This window comes from Polynucleobacter sp. AP-Nino-20-G2, from assembly GCF_018688235.1.
Classification (GTDB): domain Bacteria; phylum Pseudomonadota; class Gammaproteobacteria; order Burkholderiales; family Burkholderiaceae; genus Polynucleobacter.
Genome location: NZ_CP061313.1, coordinates 1994103 through 2013598, shown reverse-complemented (window position 1 = coordinate 2013598; position 19496 = coordinate 1994103). Strand labels below are relative to the sequence as shown.

Sequence of the window (19496 nt, the reverse complement as noted above, 5' to 3'; positions counted from 1 at the left end):
ATTTTTGGAGGATCCATTGTAGCGATCCCATAAAGTTATCCACAAGCTGCAAAAACGTGGAAAACCTGTGGATAACTTGTGTATAAAACTATAAAAGTCATTAAAAACAGAGGTTTAGCTAATTTAAACCACCAAAGTAGAGAAAAATACCTATATATTCATCGGTATCGGTTGACCTTTTGCTTTGCAACAAGGAAAATACGGGGTTTTGCAGGATGAATCATGAAAAGAACATACCAACCCTCAGTAACACGTCGCAAACGTACCCACGGATTCCGTGTACGTATGAAAACTAAGAGTGGACGCGCAGTATTAAATGCACGTCGCGCTAAAGGCCGCAAACGTCTAGCTGTTTAATTTAATCGTTGAACAGCGCTAGGATTTCTGAGTTACTAAAAACACGCCCCAAGACAAGTTTGTATTGGGGTTTGTATTTTGCATTTTCAGAACAAGGCGCAAAGCCAGATTTGGGTATTGCGGTAGCTAAAAAATTAGCTAAACGTGCGGTAGATCGCAACCAATTAAAGCGCATGATCCGTGAAATGGTTCGAGCCGCTCAAGCAACAGGCCTTAATGGTGATGTTGTTGTTAAGCTTAAAAAGCCAATTGGTCGCGAAACCCGCGGCAGACTCAGAAGAAAAGAAAAAGAAGTTCTGCGAACGCAAGTTGCAGGGCTTATTTAACGTGCGCCTGTTAAACAAGGTCGCCATTAATTTGGTGAGGCTTTATCAAGTAACACTCAGCCCATTTGTGGGAATGCATTGTAAGTTTGAGCCCTCTTGTTCGCAGTATGCATGCGACTGTTTTGCTCATTACGGATTTTTTAAAAGCTTTGGAATGATGGTCTGGCGTATTTTGCGTTGCAATCCATGGTCACAAGGTGGTCATGACCCCGCTGTAAAACAAACATCTCATTATTAAGTGAATGCAAATGGACTTTAAAAAAACGATTCTTTGGGCGGTATTTTCAATGTCTGCCCTCATGCTCTACAACAATTGGCAGGTTCATGAAGGTAAGCCATCCTTATTTGGTGGCAACCCAAGCAGCAGTGTTGTCGCAACAAATGACAAGGCCTCACCCACTAAGGTAGACACTCCGGCGCCACTTCCAGGCTCTACCACTCCTGCGATTGCTCAAACCCCCAACATTAATTCTGGCGACATTGAAACATCGGAAAAGTTTGTACTGCAAAACGACGTGTTGGTTTTAGAGATTAGCGCTAACGGCGCAAATGTAGTGGATGCAAAGCTGACTAAGCAGTTGACCGCAGATAAGAAGCCAGTAGAGTTATTTCAGTACACACCAACCCATAAATACTTTGCCCGTTCAGGTTTGATTTCTCTCGGAAATGCAGACCTACCAAACCACACGAGCAACTTTAAATTGGCGCAATCTGGTAAAGATGGCTCAGGCAGACCGTTTATTGTTTTGGCAAGTGAGCGCAATGGTGTCAAGCTTGAGAAAACTTTCATCCTTAACCCCGGAAGTTATGTTGTTGAGATCGGCCATCGCGTAACGCAATCGACCGTCAACACCAATCCATTGGTGCTCTACACAGAGTTGGTGCGTGACGCATCGCAAGAGCAAAAAATTGGACCTTTTGGCGGCGCATTCTCCGCAAGCACATTTACTGGCCCCGCTGCGTATACCGATAAAGAAAAATTCAATAAGCTGGAGTTCACAGCAATTGATAAAAATAAAATTACTATTCCAACCCAGGCTGCTGCTGGCGATCCTGCATGGGTTGCAATCGTTCAGCATTATTTCGCAAGCGCTTGGATTCCTGGCGACAAATTCGCTCGCGATATTTACGCTGGAAGAATTGATAACGGCTTATATCGCATTGGTATGCAAACACCTTTGGGTGTCGTGGCTCCGGGCGCGGTTGTTGTTGAAAAGGCAAGACTATTTGTTGGTCCACAAGAAGAAAGTGTCTTGGAAACAATCGCCCCAGGCTTTGCCTTATTAAAAGACTATGGCTACCTCACCATTCTTGCTAAACCTATTTTTTGGTTGTTAGAAAATATTCATGCCTATGTTGGCAACTGGGGCTGGTCAATCATTCTTTTGACCATTCTCATTAAGTTGGTTTTCTTCCCACTTTCAGCGGCGAGCTATAAGTCCATGGCTCGCATGAAAGAAGTTCAGCCACGCTTGCTCGCTATGAAGGAGCAATACAAGGGTGAGCCACAAAAGTTAAATCAAGCAATGATGGAGATGTATCGCAAGGAAAAAATTAATCCTTTGGGTGGTTGCTTGCCGGTAGTAATTCAGATACCAGTATTTATTTCTTTATATTGGGTGCTCCTCTCTTCTGTAGAGATGCGCAACGCCCCATGGGTTTTGTGGATTCATGACTTGTCAGTACCCGACCCTTATTACATCTTGCCAATCATTATGGCTGTCTCGATGTTTGTTCAAACAAAACTAAACCCAACTCCACCTGATCCAATTCAGGCAAAAGTAATGATGTACATGCCACTGGTTTTCTCGGTGATGTTCTTCTTCTTCCCTGCTGGCTTGGTTTTGTATTGGGTTGTGAATAACCTACTTTCGATTGCTCAGCAATGGCAGATCAATCAAATGTTTGGAAAGAAGCCCGCTAAATAAGTTTTTAGCTGCTGAGATATTAATAGGGGCTATCCGCAATGATGACCAGAAAGTTGCCCATCATTGCGGTTGCTACCGCTCCAGGTAAGGCCGGTGTCGGCGTCGTTCGTATCAGTGGATCCGACTTAAAACCGATTACAAAAGCTTTATTTCATAAAGTCCTACTTCCTCGACAGGCCAATCTGTTAACTCTTCGAGATGGTAGTGGCGAATCAATTGACCAGTTAATCGCAATTTATTTTTCAGCACCCGCCTCGTTTACGGGGGAGGATGTTCTGGAGTTGCAGTGTCATGGCGGACCACAACTTTTAGAGTTGGTCATGAAGCGCTGCCTTGAGCTGGGAAAAGAGCAGGGTCTTGTGATTGCGGAGCCGGGCGAGTTCACTCTGCGAGCTTATTTGAACGACAAAATTGATTTGGCGCAAGCAGAGGCAATTGCTGATTTGATTGATGCTCAAAGTGAGGCTGCAGTTCGTGGCGCAGCTCGTTCATTGCAGGGCGCATTTTCAAGCGATATCAATAGTTTGATAGAAGAGATTACGCAACTTCGAATTTTGGTTGAATCTACGTTAGATTTTCCAGAGGAGGAAATTGAGTTTTTAGAGAATGCGCACGCACGTGATCGACTTGCTGCGGTGATGCAAAAGCTCCAATCCCTGAGGGAGGGCGCAAAACAGGGAAAAATTTTGCGTGACGGGATTCAATTGGTTTTGGCTGGCGCCCCGAACGTGGGCAAAAGCTCATTATTAAATCGGCTCGCTGGAGAAGAGGTTGCGATTGTTACCCCCATTGCTGGCACCACGCGTGATCGCGTAAAAGAAAGCATCAGCATCGAAGGTGTGCCCATGCATATTATTGATACTGCTGGATTGAGGGAGACAACTGACTTGGTTGAGGCTAAGGGCATTGAGCGTTCTTGGGATGCCATTCGTTCTGCTGATTTAGTCATTTTTCTTCGAGATGCTGCCTCAAGCAATTCTTTAGAGGGCTCCACATCTGTAGAACTTCGGAATCAAATACTGGATGCGCTTCCCCCTAAGTGCCCAGTTCTAGAGGTGTGCAATAAATCCGATTTACTGGATGTGACGCAAGCGAGTCAAGAGGGCAAAACCTTATTTATTTCAGCCAAAACGGGTGCTGGTCTCCCCTCTCTAAAGCGGGAAATCTTAGGGGCGGTGGGCTGGGGTGGTGCGCAGGAGGGTGCCATCATCGCGCGCCGACGTCACATAGACTGCCTAAATAGGGCTGCTGAACATTTAGAAAAATCCGAGCAATTCGCAAAAGATGGCAACATTTCGCTGGAGTTGTTTGCAGAAGAGCTCCGTTTAGCACAAGATCATCTTGGGCAAATTACCGGTAAGCTGCTCCCAGACGATCTGCTGGGCAAGATATTTAGTCAATTTTGCATTGGCAAGTAAAGGGTTTGCACTTGCTTGGGCGGCCGTATAAATATGCCCAAAATGTTAAAATCGTGCGATCAAAAATTACTACTTCATAGGACTCTCATGACCACAAGCACTAATGGGCAAATTAATGTCAATGCGCCCGATTACGTAAAAAATCAGCAATTGATTCAATGGGTTGCAGAGGTAGCCGCCCTCACTAAGCCAGACAAGATCCATTGGTGCGACGGCTCACAGGCCGAATACGATGAATTTTGCGAGCTCTTGGTTAAGGCAGGTGTTTTCAAGCGCCTGAATCCTGCGAAACGTAAAAACTCTTTCTTAGCCTTATCTGACCCAGATGATGTTGCACGCGTAGAAGATCGCACCTTCATCTGCTCCGCAAAGAAGGAGGACGCCGGTCCTACCAATAACTGGGTAGAGCCAAGCGAAATGCGCGCAACTTTGAACCCATTATTTGATGGCTGCATGCGCGGCAGAACAATGTATGTAGTTCCATTCTCAATGGGTCCGATTGGCTCACCTATCGCTCACATCGGTGTTGAGTTGTCCGATAGTCCTTATGTGGCCATTAACATGCGCTTAATGACTCGTATGGGCAAAGCGGTGATCGATCAGCTTGGATCCAATGGTGAGTTTGTGCCTTGTATTCATACTGTTGGCAAGCCCTTGGCTGCTGGCGAGAAAGATGTTGCATGGCCTAACAATAAAAATAAATACATTGTTCATTACCCAGAGACTCGTGAGATTTGGTCTTTTGGTTCTGGTTACGGCGGCAATGCACTGTTAGGTAAAAAATGTTTTGCGTTGCGCATTGCATCCAATATGGGGCGCGATCAAGGTTGGTTGGCTGAACACATGCTGATCTTGGGTGTTACATCACCAGAAGGTAAGAAGTACCATATTGCCGCAGCGTTCCCATCTGCTTGTGGAAAAACAAACTTCTCCATGATGATCCCGCCAAAAGGTTTTGAGGGTTGGAAAGTAACGACTGTTGGTGATGACATTGCATGGATCAAACCACGCAAAGACCCAGTCACTGGCAAAACCCGCTTGTTCGCCATTAACCCAGAGTCTGGTTACTTTGGCGTTGCTCCGGGCACAAACCGTCAAACCAATCCAAACTGTTTAGACTCTTTAAACCAAGACGTGATCTTCACTAACGTCGGTTTAACGGATGATGGCGATGTTTGGTGGGAAGGTTTGACCGACACACCTCCAGCACATTTAATTGACTGGCAAGGCAAGGACTGGACTCCGGCGGATGGCGCTGCCGGACGCAAAGCGGCTCACCCAAATTCACGCTTTACTGTTGCCGCTACAAACAACCCTGCGGTTGATCCTAACTGGGATGATCCAGAAGGTGTTGCGATTGATGCTTTCCTATTTGGCGGTCGTCGCTCAAATACCGTGCCTTTAGTAAGCGAGGCTCGTGATTGGGTAGAGGGCGTATACATGGCAGCAACAATGGGTTCAGAAACTACCGCTGCGATTACTGGCCAGGTTGGTGTGGTTCGTCGCGATCCATTTGCGATGATTGCGTTTGCCGGCTACAACATGAGTGATTATTTCCAGCACTGGTTGAACATCGGTAGCAAGCTTGCTGCAGAAGGCGCCGTATTGCCGAAGATCTATTGTGTGAACTGGTTCCGCAAAGATGAGGCTGGCAAATTTGTGTGGCCTGGTTTTGGAGAAAACATGCGCGTTCTCTCTTGGATTTTGGGTCGCGCAGAAGGCAAAGCAAAAGGCACTGAAACTGTATTTGGTATTTGCCCCGAGCACGCTGACATGCACTGGGATGGCTTGGATTTTCCAGTTGAAAAGTTTGAGAAAGCTATTGCAGTGGCGGCGGATGATTGGAAGAATGAACTCAAGCTCCATTCCGAGTTATTCGAGCATCTTGGCGATCGTTTGCCAAAAGAATTGCTTGATGCCCGTAGCAATATTGAAAAGCGTTTAAATGCCTAGGCCACCCCTAGCTTTTAACAGTATTTTAAATAACTGTATTTAATGACCCTACCCCAACACCATGCAATCGTGGTGATTGGGGCGGGCATTGCAGGCGCAACCATTGCCAATGAGTTGCTTGAGCGTGGTGAGGCGGTATGTGTTGTTGATGCCGCATCCTCTCCCGCCACCCAATGTTCCAGCCATGCTTTCGCAATAGCACATCCTCATATTGGGAGGGGTGCCCCTCGCTTATTGCGCTTAACCCGCATTGCTTTTTTAATGGCAGAAGCACGCTGGGGAAAGTGTTGGAATCAGCATGGAATATTTCAGCCGGCAAAAAAAGATAAGGCATTTAATCAAGAAGAGCTTGCTAATTATTTGCGAACCTTAGAACTTGATAGTGACATGGCGCAAGCGCTACCTGCTGATGAGGCAAAGCTCGCGTGTGGAATCGCACAAAATGGCACATGGCTTCCGCGTGGCGCTTCCTTAAGTTTGCCCCAGGTAACATACGACGCCTTAAAGCCCCACCCGAAACTTACTTGTTGTTGGGATACTCCAATAGTTCGATTAGAAAAAATAGGCGATGTTTGGACGCTGTTCAATCAAAAAAATGAAGCCTGCCTTACTGCAAATCAAGTCGTAATTGCCGCGTCAATCGAAAGCAAGAGTTTGCTGGCTAGTATTGATATTCGATTGCCACTCAGACCGGTTCGTGGGCAGCTCAGCATTTTTTCGGTTGCAGCAAACGATCCATGGGCAGATAAATTACCGAATACTGCAATATCGGGCGATGGTTATTGTCTGCCCGCAAAAAAGCTGGAGGATGGCAGTTATCGCTGGATAGTCGGATCTAGTTTTGATGAGGGCGAAAACGATCTAGGCGATTGGAGCTCTAGTGATGACTTTAATCGCGAGCAGGCCAAGGGCTTATTAAATTATGTTGAAGGAAACGCATCTCAACTTCAAAAGGCGGGCAGCTTTGTGGGCGTGCGCTGCGTAGCGGGAGATCGCCTGCCAATCATTGGCGCCCTTACTCAACGCCCAGGGATTTTTATAGCGACTGCCCTGGGGTCGAGAGGTGTGCTTTGGTCTGCGTTAGCAGCCAAATTAATTACTGCTCAAGTGCTTGAGGATGATTTTGCTTTGCTTGCGCGCTTGGGTTTTGCGGCAGATTTAGTTGCCGCACTTGCGCCGGCACGTTTCTTTGCCGGGGCCTTAGCGGCACCCTCCGCCTTAGGAGCTTTAGCTTCAAACTCAAAGCCAATCTTGCCGTCAGCACCCAAAGCCAAGTAGGCTTTAAAGCCACGACCTGTACGGTTGGACTTAAAGTTTGTTAATAGATCGGTCTTGCCTTCTTTAAGTAATTTTTGTACTTGTTCAGCAGAAATTTCTTGTTGCAAAACAACTTTGCCTGTTTTGAAGTCACAAGTTTTGTTGGGCCCAGTATTGTTTTCGCATAAGTAACGCATGCCATCTTCATATACTGCACCAGAACATTTCGGACAAACTCCCAATGCTTGTCGGCCCGTAAAGTTGATTGCCTCAGATTCATCTTCTTGCGTATTGCCAAAATCGAACTCTAGTTTGAAGCCCGCATTTGGATAATCGGCATCATCTTCGGGAATTTCACTGAGCTTAATAATGGCGGCAAATGGTCTACCCATTTTGCTGCGGAAGCCTTGCAGTGGCCCAATCGTTTTTTCGCGCAACAACTCTTCAACTTCTGGATATTCAAATGCGCGACCGCCAGGCGTTTTGCTAATAGTAAAGCCACATTTTTCACAGGCAAAGCGACGATAGTTTTCTTTAACCGGCCCCTTGCAGTGTGGGCAAGGGGTGGACATCGTAGCGTAATCCCCGGGAATGGTATCGCTGTCATATTCTTTTGCGCGCTTAACAATGCGTTGCGTCATCTGTGCGATTTCTTGCATAAATGTGTTGCGATTCATCTCACCGCGTTCTATAAGTGAGAGCTTGTTTTCCCAGCTACCTGTGAGGTCTGGTCTAGTAAGCTCCTCAACATCTAAGCCGCGTAAGAGTGTCATTAATTGAAAGGCTTTTGCAGTAGGAATGAGTTCGCGCGCTTCACGAACCATGTATTTTTCAGCAAGTAAGCCTTCAATAATAGCTGCGCGAGTTGCTGGTGTGCCCAAGCCCTTCTCCGCCATCGCCTCACGCATTTCATCGTCATCAACCCATTTGCCAGCGCTCTCCATGGCGGACAATAAAGTTGCCTCGGTGTATCGAGCGGGGGGTTTGGTTTTTAAAGGAATTGCCGCAATAGATTCATTTTGAACAACTTCACCTTCTTGAACGGGAACCAGCTCGTCATCTGCCTGGTTGGATCTTCCATAAACAGCGAGCCAGCCTGGGTTGACTAGAACTTTGCCCTCGGTTTTAAAGTGATGGCCGGATGCTTCTGTGATGCGTGTAGTTACGCGGAACTCAGCGGCTGGATAGAAAACAGCCAAGAAGCGACGCACAACTAGGTCGTATAACTTCTGCTCTGGTTCGCTTAAAGTCCTTGGGGATTCCAAGGTTGGAATGATCGCGAAGTGATCAGAAATCTTGGAGTTATCAAAAATACGTTTGTTTGGTTTAATCCAGCCGTACCCAGCCTTTGCTTTTGGATCCTTAGGGTCGCCTTGCAAAATTTGTTTAGCAAATGGACGATAGTCTTGCGAATGCTCTGCAAGGTTTTCCATTGTTTGTTTTACCGTATCCAAATAGTCTTCGGGCAATGCTTTGGCATCGGTTCGTGGATAGGTGAGCACTTTATGGCGCTCATACAAAGCCTGCGCCAAGCCCAAGGTATTTTTTGCTGAGAAACCAAAGCGAGCGTTAGCTTCGCGTTGCAGACTTGTTAAATCAAATAGCTGCGGCGCTAGTTGAGTGGCGGGTTTCGCCTCTTCTTTAACATTTGCCTTTTTATCGCGACAGGCAGCAACAATACTTTGCGCCGCGGCTTCGCTCCAAAGGCGATTCTCACGAGCATCTGGCTCGGCTACATCTTTCTTAAATTTAGGGTCAAACCAACGGCCTTCATATATGCCGGCAGCGGCAATAAATTCCGCTTTGACTTCCCAGTAATCCTTGGAGACAAATTTGCGAATAAGCTCTTCACGTTCAACTACGATTGAAAGTGTTGGTGTTTGAACGCGACCAACGGTCGTTAGGAAAAACCCACCACTCTTGCTGTTGAACGCTGTCATAGCGCGCGTGCCATTGATGCCAACCAACCAGTCAGCCTCAGAACGACAGCGTGCGGCATCTGCTAGGGGCTGCATTTCACTGTCACTACGCAATGAAGCAAAGCCATCGCGAATGGCGGCGGGTGTCATGGATTGCAGCCAAAGGCGCTTAACCACTTGCGGCGCTTTAGCATGCTGAGCGATTAGGCGAAATATCAACTCCCCCTCGCGTCCCGCGTCACATGCGTTGATGAGTTCATTGATATCTTTGCGCTTGATCAGTTTTTGCAAAACCTTTAGACGGGATTCCGTTTTGGCGATTGGGCGCAATTCAAAATAAGGGGGGACAACCGGTAGGTTGGCAAAAGACCATTTGCCACGCTTTACATCGAATTCTTCTGGGGCGGCAATCTCTAGAAGGTGGCCTACTGCTGATGAAATAACATAGTCATCACTCTCAAAATAGTCCTCATGCTTTGTAAAGCCACCCAATGCCTTGGCAATGTCATTCGCTACCGAGGGCTTCTCCGCGATGATGAGCGCCTTAGGGTGGTCCGCTGATGAGGTCTTGGAGGTGCTTTTTTTGGTAGATGCTTTAGTAGCCACGCGTTTTGCCTAAATTTGAGCTTGAAATGATGTTTTTCTGGGTAAAACGGACGACCAATTTAAACAAAATCTTGGTCCGGCCATTTCGATGCCCCTTTTTTATTATTAACCGATAAATTGTTAAAAGTCCAAAATCTCCTCTTTTTGACCTCTTTTTAAGGCTTATTGCGGGCGTTGTTTTTATCAAAAACCCTATTTAAAGGCGTTTAAATGGGGTTTTTGCCTATATTTTCAGCTCCTCAAGGATGTCGTGAGGGGTTTGGGTCAGCTTAGCCCCTTGCTGGATTAGTTGGTGGCAACCCCTAGCTTGGGGGTTGTGGATGGGCCCTGGAACTGCAAAAACCTCGCGACCAAGTTCCGCCGCCAACCTTGCCGTGATCAGGGAGCCAGATCTTTCGGCGGCCTCAATTACTAGTACCCCAAGCGAAAGAGCGGCGATTAAGCGGTTTCGACGGGGAAAATGGCTCGCCTTTGGGCCAACTCCGGGCGCCAATTCAGAGATAAGCAAACCCCTTTGGCCTATCAGCCTCGCTAAATCCATATGCTCTGGTGGATAAACCATATCGAGACCGGTGCCGCATACCGCTAGGGTTGTGTAGTCAGGCCCAAGCTGAAGGGCCCCGTGATGTGCCGCTCCATCCACTCCTCGCGCAAGCCCCGAAATAACCAGAAGACCTGCTTTGGATAGGGCCTGCGCAAAATGGATGGCATTTTTAAGGCCATCTCGGCTGGCAGCTCGCGAACCTACGATAGCAATCATGGGCAAATTCAATAGGCGCGGCTCACCATATATATAGAGCGAGCGAGGGGGATCGCTTAAATCGTTAAGGCGAGAAGGGTAGTGGGGATTGGATCGGTCAAGACGGGCGATGTTGGTGTTTGGGGAGGTGGGCATGTGGAGATTTTCTGCTTGGCGCTGGTAAGAACTATCGGGACAGGCGGATTACTCTGTTGGATAATTCCCACATGGCTTTATTAACTGTCCTTTGTTACCCAGACCCACGCTTACTGAAGGTTGCAAAACCCGTAACGCAGGTTGACGATCGCATTAAGAAGATTGTTTCCGATATGGCTGAGACTATGTATGACGCCCCCGGCGTTGGTCTTGCCGCAACTCAGGTTGATATACACGAACAGATTGTTGTCATAGATGTATCCGACAACCAAGATGAATTAATGGTGTTTATTAACCCCGAGTTAGTTTGGGCTAGCCCAGAGAAAAAATCTTGGCGAGAAGGTTGCCTTTCTGTGCCCGAATACTACGATGAGGTTGATCGTCCCGCGGTGGTGCGAGTGAGAGCGCTCGACATCAATGGAAAATCATTTGAAATAGAGGCAGACGGTTTGCTGTCCGTTTGCTTGCAGCACGAGATGGATCATTTGCGGGGCAAAGTTTTTGTAGAATATCTTTCTATCCTGAAGCGCAATCGAATTTCACTCAAAATGAAAAAACGCGCAAAAGAATTAATAGGTCAGCGTTAAGCGCCCAATGAAAATTGTTTTTGCGGGCACTCCAGAGTTCGCTGCGCATGCAATGCGCGCGATTGATCAAGCCGGCCATGAAATTGTTCTTGCGTTAACGCAACCCGATCGTCGTGCTGGCAGGGGAATGCACTTGCAGGCAAGCCCGGTGAAGCAATTCGCTCTAGAAAAAAATATTCCGGTGCTGCAGCCGGAAACATTGAAACGATCTCATTCGGATTTTTTAAAAAGTGCCGCAGCACAAGAGGCATACCTCCGACTGTTAGAGACAGAATTTGATGCGATGGTGGTGGTTGCTTATGGCTTGATTCTTCCACAGGACGTCTTGGATATTGCGTCTAAAGATGATCGATACGGCTGCTTTAATATTCATGCATCTCTTTTGCCTCGCTGGCGTGGTGCAGCCCCAATTCAACGCTCTATTGCGAGTGGTGACGAGAAGACCGGCGTGAGCATTATGCAAATGGATGCGGGCTTAGATACTGGTGATGTTGTATTGGTAAGAGAGGTTGCGATCTCGCCACAAGAAACCAGCGTTTCATTACACGATCGTTTGGCCAATCTTGGTGCGGGGCTGATGGTCGAGGTATTAAATGCGCTTGATCAAAAAGTAAATCTCGAAAGAGTTCCCCAGCTCTCCGTAGGAGTAACTTATGCAGAAAAAATTCTGAAGAGTGAAGCGGAAATCGATTGGCAATTAAGTGCAGTAGAAATTGATCGTAGAATTCGGGCCTTTAATCCCTTCCCTGGGTCAACCAGCACTTTAAATGGCGATGTCTTGAAGTTTTGGAATTCTGCTTTGCCTGATGCATCGCAGATTGTGCAAACGAATCGTCCGGGTGAGGTTTTGGGGCTTAATGCAAGCAGCGTGTATGTTCAGTGCGGACAAGGTGTCATCGAGATTCTAGAAATGCAAAAGCCTGGTGGGAAAAGGATCGGCGCGAGCGCATGTCTTTCACCTTATTACTTGCAAGAAAAAATAATGCAGTTCCAGAAAGAAAAATTTGACTGATTTAAAAACACCACGCAGTCTCCCCCTTTCCGAGGCCATTACGATTTCAGCACAAGCCATTGGCGAAGTGATGGCTGGACGCTCTCTTACTGAGGTACTCGATCAGCTAGACGCACACGAACGACCAATTGTTCAAAGCTTAACCTTCGATGCCTTAAGGAAGTGGGTGAGATCCCATGAGCTTATTAAAGAATTCATTCCGAAAGCTCCGCCGCCAGAGGTGGAGTATGTATTCAGTGTGGCAATTGCATTGTTCTTGCAGAGTGAGTCTGAAGGCAAAGGTTATGCCGCTCACACGATCGTAGATCAAGCGGTGAAGGCTTGTAGTGAGTATGAGCCAACGATGTATGCAAAGGGTTTGATGAATGCGGTATTGCGCAAAGTGAGCCTTGTGGTGCAGGCTGAGCGCGAAAAACCTTATCCACCAGACCCTGTCCCAATGTTTTTTCCGCCTTGGTGGCGAGCGAGCTTAAAACGAAATTATTCGAAAGTTTGGCAGGCCCTGTTGATCCAACAGGCGCAACGCGCACCCTTAATTTTGCGCGTAAATGCTCGTCAATATAGTCGTCAGGAATATCAAGACCTTTTACAACAGGCAGGAATTGCTACAGAGCCAATTACCCACATTGCGGATGTTGCATTAGATTCCGCGTTGCTGTTGCGTGAACCAGTCCCCGTTTCTGATTTACCGGGCTTCTATAGTGGCGCCGTTTCGGTTCAGGATGCTGGGGCACAACTGGCCGCAATCTTGCTAGATCCCAAGCCGGGCGAGCATATTTTGGATGCGTGTGCTGCGCCGGGTGGAAAAACAGCCCATATATTGGAGTTGGCCCAGTGCGAGATGATTGCTCTAGAGTTAGATGGTCAGCGCCTAGGCAAAATAGGTGGCAACTTAGATCGTTTGCGTCTGCAGTCTGATAGCGTGAAGGTGGTGCGTGGGGATGCCTCTAAATCAGCCTGGTGGGATGGCAAACCATTCGACAAAATCTTGTTGGATGCGCCATGTTCAGCATCTGGCATTGTGGCGCGACATCCCGACATTCCATTTTTGCGGCGTGAGGCGGATATTAAGGCCTTGCAACAGCGTCAGCGCGCTATTCTGACGCAGGCGTGGAAGATGCTGAAGTCAGACGGGTTGCTGCTATACGTAACTTGTTCTGTTTTCCCTGAAGAGGGTGAGGAGCAGGCAATCTGGTTTGCGGCGGAGCATGCCGATGCGTTACGATTAAGTGCCCCGGGACAGATTTTGCCGACCGAGTTAAATGACGGGTTTTACTATGCTTTGTTTAAGAAAAATGGGCCATGAGCCAACGTATTAAACAATTCATCTTTGCTTGCTTGCTGGCGATGAGTGTATTTTCTGTTGCCGCCAATGCAGAAGGAATCAAAATTAAATCCGTCGAGCTGGAGCGGGTGGATAACGACTGGCTATTAAATGCCACATTTCAGATTGAACTCGCACCAGGCTTGGAAGACGCTGTGCAAAAAGGTGTTGTCCTGTATTTTCAAACCGAGTTTGATTTAACCCGCTCACGCTGGTACTGGTTTGATGAAAAGCCGGCGCTTGCTCAGCGGCAGATTCGCCTCTCCTATCAGCCCTTGACCCAGCAATACCGTATCGCTTCCGAAGGGTTTACGTTTTCGGCAAAAACGATTTTCGAGGCTCTGCAGGCGGTTGGAAGTATTGGTGGTTGGCGGGTGATTGATAACAGTCAAATAGACCCAAGCAAATCTTATACGGCAGCCTTGAGGATGACCTTGGATATCAGTAAGCTACCTAAGCCATTTCAGATCAATGCCTTGAACAATCGCGATTGGAATGTTTCAAGTGACTGGCTGCGCTTTCCGTTTTTACCAAACGGCCCAAACGTGATTAAACGATGAAGCCTTCTTTTACCTTTCTGGAGTCCGCGACTTTCGAAAAAGAGGTTTGGAAAAGACGCGCTCTCCCGATATCCATGGCAATCATTGGTGCCTTTGCGCTCTTGCTTCTCATTCTGCTATCGATTGCCTCATCTAATACAGAATTTTTTGATAAGTATTTTATTTGGCTCTATGCGGCCAACGTGGTGATTGGAATTTGTTTGGTCTTAGTCATCTTGACTTTGATCGTCGTGATTGCGATTCGGTGGCATAAGGGCCGTTTTGGCACCCGCTTAGTTGCAAAGTTAGCAATGATTTTTGCTTTGGTTGGTGTGGTACCGGGACTCATTCTGTATGGCGTCTCTTTGCAGTTCGTCTCTCGCAGTATTGAAACCTGGTTTGATGTAAAGGTCGAGTCTGCACTGAACTCCGGTTTGGAGTTGGGGCGCGTTACTCTGCAGGTTGCACAAGAAGAGATCTTGGCCGAGGGTAATTTCATCGCTGAACAGGTTACTCAGGTTCCTTCGGGCACAAGCTCTGATCAGGTGGGCGCCATGGTTATGAAGATTCGTAATCAATTTGGTATTCAAGAGGTGAGCCTTTTCAATATGCAGCGCAATATGATTATTTCGAGTGAACTTAAGCCCAAAAAATATTTGCCCGCACCTAGCCCTGATGTGATTACGGAAGCATTTAAAAAGAAGGGTATGACATTTGTAGATCAGATGGATGTGGGCGGACAGCTTGGCTATCGCGTAAGAGCGATTGTGCCCATCGTAAGAAAAAAGCCCAATCAAAGCAAGGTGGACTCTGGCAAAGATGGGGAAGATAGATATTTTTTACAGCTAGTACGATTCATTCCCAGCCCTTTAGCCAAGAATATTCTTGCTGTTGAGTCTGCCTATAGCGAATATCAAGAGAAATCTCTGGGACGCACAGGTTTGCGAAAAATGTTTGTGGGCACCTTAACACTGACGCTATTTTTCGCCTTATTTGTTGCAGTGATTTTGGCTTTATTGCTTGGGCGCCAATTAGCGCGGCCATTATTGATGTTGCTAAAGGGCACGCAGGCGGTTGCTCAGGGCGATCTATCACCCAAACCAGAGTTGGATACTGGCGATGAGTTAGGAATGCTCACGCGTCAATTTAATGTGATGACTCGTCAGCTCGCCGATACACGAACATCTCTACAGGAATCCAAGTCCTTTTTGGAGACAGTTCTTGGCAACTTGACGGCGGGCGTTTGCATTTTCGATAAAAACTTTAATGTGGTCTCTAGCAACGTGGGGGCTGATCGAATTTTTGGGCAGGATTTAACCCAGCTAGATGGTCACCCATTAAGCGACAGCCCTGCGCTAATGGAGTTTGAGCGGGCGATCAAAGAGGGTTTTGCAACAATGAAGCTCGCGGTCGGAGCAGGCGATGATTCGGGGTCTACCAAGCCATCAAAGTCTGCGCCTGTATGGCAAAAGCAGATTCAGCTTCAAAGCACCAATGAATTTGAAAATGAGCTTGGCGTTACTCTATTTGTGCGGGGCACTGAACTTACATCCGATTTGCGTATGGTGGTATTTGACGATATTACGGATGTAGTGAGTGCTCAGCGCTCGATCGCATGGAGCGAGGTTGCAAGGCGTTTGGCTCACGAAATAAAAAACCCACTCACACCGATACAACTTTCTGCGGAAAGGTTGCAGCATAAATTGGCGGGCAAATTAACTCCCGAGCAAGAAGAGATGATTAATCGCAGCACTGAGACCATCATTGGCCAGGTTCAGGCAATGAAAGAAATGGTGAACGACTTTAGAGACTTTGCCAAAACGCCGAGCCCCCAGCTAAAGCCAGTGTCAATCAATGCCTTGACGCAGGAGATTCTGGGCTTATACGAAGGCAGCCCCTTAAAGACCCAACTAGATCCAAGTTGCCCAAATATCATAGGCGACCCAACCCAATTAAGACAGGTTATCCATAACCTTTTGCAAAACGCCCAAGACGCCACTCTTGAAGGCAGGCATCAGGATGCTCCGGTAGAAGTGAAAACTGAGTTGGTGCCTTATGGTGAGTTAAATGGCGTCGGACAGTATGCAGTGCGCCTAACAATAAGTGATTGTGGCTCCGGATTTCCAGCTAAGATATTGGCAAGAGCATTTGAGCCATATGTAACAACTAAGAGCAAGGGCACCGGCCTGGGGTTGGCGGTTGTGAAAAAAATAATAGATGATCACGGCGCGAAAATTGAAATCCGCAACCGGATGCAGGGAGATGAAGTGACTGGTGCACAAGTATCAATTTTATTTATGAATTTGGCAAAAGAGGCAGCATAGGTATGGCAAGTATTTTGGTGGTCGATGATGAGATGGGAATCCGAGAGCTTCTCAATGAGATTCTGACGGATGAAGGCCATACTGTTTATGCGGCCGAGAGCGCCATTCAGGCGCGCACGATACGCGAGCAAATGCGCCCAGATTTAGTGTTGCTCGATATTTGGATGCCTGATGTCGATGGCATTACTTTGTTGAAAGAGTGGTCTAAGACTGGCCAGCTGACAATGCCAGTTGTGATGATGTCAGGACATGCCACGATTGATACTGCGGTAGAGGCGACCCGGATCGGAGCGTTAAATTTTCTGGAAAAGCCCATTGCGCTGCAGAAGCTTCTCAAGACAGTGGCCAAGGCCCTAGAGAGCTCTCCAAAATATGTTGAGCCTGTCGAAGAAAAAATTTCTCACGTAGCCCCAGCATCAAACTCAAGCCCTAAAGCATCGAGCACTGAGCCGGTGTCGGCTGTTCCAGAGGGTGAGTACATTAGCGGTATTGCCAAGACCTACTTCGATCTACCCCTGAGAGAAGCGCGTGATCTATTTGAGAAGGCCTATTTTGAGCATCAAATGATCATCATGGGCGGCAGCATGACCAAGATTTCTGAGTACACTGGTCTTGAAAGAACCCATCTCTATCGCAAACTCAAGGCCCTGGGCATCGATACGTCTCGTAATAAGGGCGAACAATAAAGTCTTAAAGCAGCGGGCAGTCTATTGCTTAAATTGCGTTTATAAAAAGCATCGATGTTGCGGCGGATAATAGCGCTCATCCCACTTGTGCAGCATTTTCGGAACTAGCCCCATGGAAATTAAAGTCAACTTTCTCGATAAGCTCCGCCTTGAGGCTAAGTTTGATGACTTCACTGTCATTGCTGATCAGCCCATCCGATATAAAGGTGACGGCTCCGCTCCCGGCCCCTTTGATTACTTCTTAGCCTCATCTGCTTTATGTGCAGCCTATTTCGTGAAGTTATATTGCGACACTCGTAATATTTCTACCGAAAATATTCGCCTCTCACAGAACAATATTGTTGATCCAGAAAATCGTTACCAGCAGATTTTTAAGATCCAGGTTGAGTTACCTGAAGATATCTCTGCCACAGATCGCCAGGGAATTTTGCGTTCTATCGACCGCTGCACTGTTAAAAAAGTAGTGCAGGCTGGACCAGAGTTTGTCATTGAAGAAGTTAAGAGTCTGGATGCAGATGCGCAGACGCTCTTAACCTTAAAAGCCGCCCCGGATGCCAGCACCTATATTGTGGGCAAAGATCTCCCGCTAGAGCAAACCATAGCCAATATGTCTAGTGTGTTGGCGAACCTGGGAATAAAAATTGAGATTGCCTCGTGGCGCAACATTATTCCTAATGTTTGGTCTTTGCACATTCGTGATGCGCACTCTCCTATGTGCTTTACCAACGGGAAGGGCTCAACTAAGGAAAGCGCACTCGCATCAGCCTTAGGTGAATATATTGAGCGATTAAGTAATAACCATTTTTATGCCGGCGCATTCTGGGGAGAGGAAATTGCTAATAGTGCATTTGTGCACTATCCGAATGAGCGCTGGTTCAAGCCGGGCAAGAATGATTCACTTCCGACGGAAATTTTGGATGAGTACTGCCGTAATATTTTTAATCCTGATGGTGAGTTGCGTGGCTCGCATTTGATCGACACCAATTCTGGAAATGCAACGCGTGGTATCTGTTCGTTGCCATACGTGCGCCATTCGGATGGTGAAATTGTTTATTTCCCATCAAACCTGATTGAGAATTTGTATGTGAGTAATGGGATGAGTGCAGGCAATACGCTAGCCGAAGCACAAGTGCAATGCCTGTCGGAAATTTTTGAGCGGGCGGTAAAGCGAGAAATTCTGGAAGGTGAGATTGCTTTGCCTGATGTGCCGCATGAAGTGCTGGCTAAATACCCTGGCATTCTGGCTGGCATTCGAGGGTTGGAGGAGCAAGGCTTTCCGGTTCTGGTAAAGGACGCCTCGCTGGGAGGGGTGTATCCAGTGATGTGTGTGACCCTAATGAATCCCCGAACAGGTGGTGTATTTGCTTCTTTCGGTGCGCACCCAAGCCTCGAGGTGGCGCTAGAGCGTAGTTTGACGGAGTTGTTACAGGGCAGAAGCTTAGAGGGGCTAAACGATTTACCCCCACCCACTTTTGCAAGCGAGGCGGTAACCGAGCCAAATAATTTCGTTGAGCACTTTATTGATTCCAGTGGAATAGTGTCTTGGCGCTTTTTCAGTGCTAAATCAAATTATGAGTTTGTTGAGTGGGATTTTTCTGATCATGGTGAAAACTCTAACGCTAAGGAAGCAGCAACTTTATTCGACATTCTTGAAGACATGGGTAAAGAGGCTTATGTCGCGGTATATGACCAGCTGGGCGCGATTGCTTGCCGGATTTTAGTGCCAGGGTATTCTGAGGTTTACCCAATAGAAGATCTCATTTGGGACAACACCAATAAGGCCCTATTGTTCCGTGCCGATATTCTGAACTTACATCAACTAAATCATGTTGATTTAAGCGCGCTACTTGAGCGTCTAGAAAATAACGAGCTTGATGAGTACGGTGATATCGCTACATTGATCGGTATTGAGTTCGATGAAAATACGCCTTGGGGTCAGTTAACCGTTCTGGAGCTAAAGCTATTGATTCAGCTGGCGTTAAAGCGTTTTGATGAGGCGCATGAGCTAGTTGGTGCCTTCCTTCAATATAACGACAATACCGTTGAGCGCAAATTGTTTTACCAGGCCCTAGATGCGGTACTGGAGATCTTGCTGGATGATGATTTGGAGCTTGATGACTACATCACCAATTTCCGCCGCATGTTTGGCAACGAGAGAATGGATGCCGTAATCGGCTCAGTAGATGGTGGCGTGCGTTTCTATGGCCTGAACCAGACCAGCGTCAAACTGGAGGGGCTTGATAGGCACCATCGCCTAATCGATAGTTACAGAAAATTGCATGCAGCTCGAGGCAAGGCCCTGCCTATAAACGGATAGGATTTAGAGCTTTTGCCCGGTGGTTGACGCAGTTTTCTGCATTTTCTG

The 19496-nt window shown here is 47.3% G+C and carries 15 protein-coding genes and 1 pseudogene; 14 read left to right on the top strand and 2 right to left on the bottom strand.

Annotated features, from left to right (window positions below; genetic code table 11):
- The first annotated feature begins 222 nt into the window (after nt 1–222).
- The 7 genes and pseudogenes from rpmH to mnmC all read left to right on the top strand — a co-directional run.
- Nucleotides 223–357, top strand: a complete 135-nt coding sequence (gene rpmH / locus FD960_RS10450) for a 50S ribosomal protein L34 (RefSeq protein ID WP_082784010.1) — start codon at nt 223–225, stop codon at nt 355–357.
- 8 nt (nt 358–365) lie between these two features.
- On the top strand, nt 366–683 hold the full coding sequence (locus FD960_RS10445) for a ribonuclease P protein component (protein WP_215299165.1): 318 nt from the start codon (nt 366–368) through the stop codon (nt 681–683).
- Nucleotides 574–921 carry a membrane protein insertion efficiency factor YidD gene (gene yidD / locus FD960_RS10525; RefSeq protein ID WP_371817431.1) on the top strand — a complete coding sequence of 116 codons (348 nt, stop codon included), beginning with the start codon at nt 574–576 and terminating at the stop codon, nt 919–921. The genes FD960_RS10445 and yidD overlap by 110 nt, the downstream gene beginning before the upstream one ends.
- 10 nt (nt 922–931) lie before the next feature.
- The gene (gene yidC, locus FD960_RS10435) at nt 932–2611 is read left to right on the top strand and encodes a membrane protein insertase YidC (RefSeq protein WP_215299163.1); all 1680 of its coding nucleotides are present in this window, start codon (nt 932–934) and stop codon (nt 2609–2611) included.
- Between the two features lie 41 nt (nt 2612–2652).
- Nucleotides 2653–4029: a tRNA uridine-5-carboxymethylaminomethyl(34) synthesis GTPase MnmE gene (gene mnmE / locus FD960_RS10430; protein WP_215300688.1), complete on the top strand. Its 1377-nt coding sequence runs from the start codon at nt 2653–2655 to the stop codon at nt 4027–4029.
- Nucleotides 4030–4116: 87 nt separating this feature from the next.
- Nucleotides 4117–5982, top strand: a complete 1866-nt coding sequence (locus FD960_RS10425; RefSeq protein ID WP_215299162.1) for a phosphoenolpyruvate carboxykinase (GTP) — start codon at nt 4117–4119, stop codon at nt 5980–5982.
- Between the two features lie 42 nt (nt 5983–6024).
- Nucleotides 6025–7116 (top strand): annotated as a pseudogene (mnmC, locus tag FD960_RS10500) (FAD-dependent 5-carboxymethylaminomethyl-2-thiouridine(34) oxidoreductase MnmC); the annotation flags it as partial.
- Here the strand turns inward: mnmC and FD960_RS10420 are convergent.
- Together FD960_RS10420 and dprA are read right to left on the bottom strand one after the other, a co-directional pair.
- Nucleotides 7086–9764, bottom strand: a complete 2679-nt coding sequence (locus tag FD960_RS10420) for a DNA topoisomerase III (RefSeq protein WP_215299161.1) — start codon at nt 9762–9764, stop codon at nt 7086–7088. The pseudogene mnmC and the gene FD960_RS10420 sit on opposite strands and share 31 nt — an antisense overlap.
- A gap of 223 nt (nt 9765–9987) precedes the next feature.
- Nucleotides 9988–10659 (bottom strand): DNA-processing protein DprA, encoded by a 672-nt coding sequence (dprA, locus tag FD960_RS10415; protein ID WP_215299160.1) that lies wholly within the window; start codon nt 10657–10659, stop codon nt 9988–9990.
- A gap of 71 nt (nt 10660–10730) precedes the next feature.
- Here dprA and def point away from each other — a divergent pair, with 71 nt between their 5' ends.
- The 7 genes from def (at nt 10731) to FD960_RS10380 (ending at nt 19448) form a co-directional block, all read left to right on the top strand.
- Complete coding sequence (gene def, locus FD960_RS10410) at nt 10731–11246, top strand: peptide deformylase (RefSeq protein ID WP_215299159.1); 516 nt, start codon at nt 10731–10733, stop codon at nt 11244–11246.
- Between the two features lie 7 nt (nt 11247–11253).
- Nucleotides 11254–12258: a methionyl-tRNA formyltransferase gene (gene fmt, locus FD960_RS10405; protein ID WP_215299158.1), complete on the top strand. Its 1005-nt coding sequence runs from the start codon at nt 11254–11256 to the stop codon at nt 12256–12258.
- The gene (rsmB, locus tag FD960_RS10400) at nt 12251–13564 is read left to right on the top strand and encodes a 16S rRNA (cytosine(967)-C(5))-methyltransferase RsmB (RefSeq protein ID WP_215299157.1); all 1314 of its coding nucleotides are present in this window, start codon (nt 12251–12253) and stop codon (nt 13562–13564) included. Before fmt ends, rsmB begins: the two co-directional genes overlap by 8 nt.
- Nucleotides 13561–14142, top strand: a complete 582-nt coding sequence (locus tag FD960_RS10395) for a DUF4390 domain-containing protein (RefSeq protein ID WP_215299156.1) — start codon at nt 13561–13563, stop codon at nt 14140–14142. The genes rsmB and FD960_RS10395 overlap by 4 nt, the downstream gene beginning before the upstream one ends.
- A 74-nt stretch (nt 14143–14216) precedes the next feature.
- Nucleotides 14217–16445, top strand: a complete 2229-nt coding sequence (locus FD960_RS10390) for an ATP-binding protein (protein ID WP_371817456.1) — start codon at nt 14217–14219, stop codon at nt 16443–16445.
- 2 nt (nt 16446–16447) lie between these two features.
- Nucleotides 16448–17131, top strand: a complete 684-nt coding sequence (locus tag FD960_RS10385) for a response regulator (protein WP_215299154.1) — start codon at nt 16448–16450, stop codon at nt 17129–17131.
- 112 nt (nt 17132–17243) lie between these two features.
- Nucleotides 17244–19448: an OsmC domain/YcaO domain-containing protein gene (locus FD960_RS10380; protein WP_215299153.1), complete on the top strand. Its 2205-nt coding sequence runs from the start codon at nt 17244–17246 to the stop codon at nt 19446–19448.
- The last annotated feature ends 48 nt before the right edge of the window (nt 19449–19496 follow it).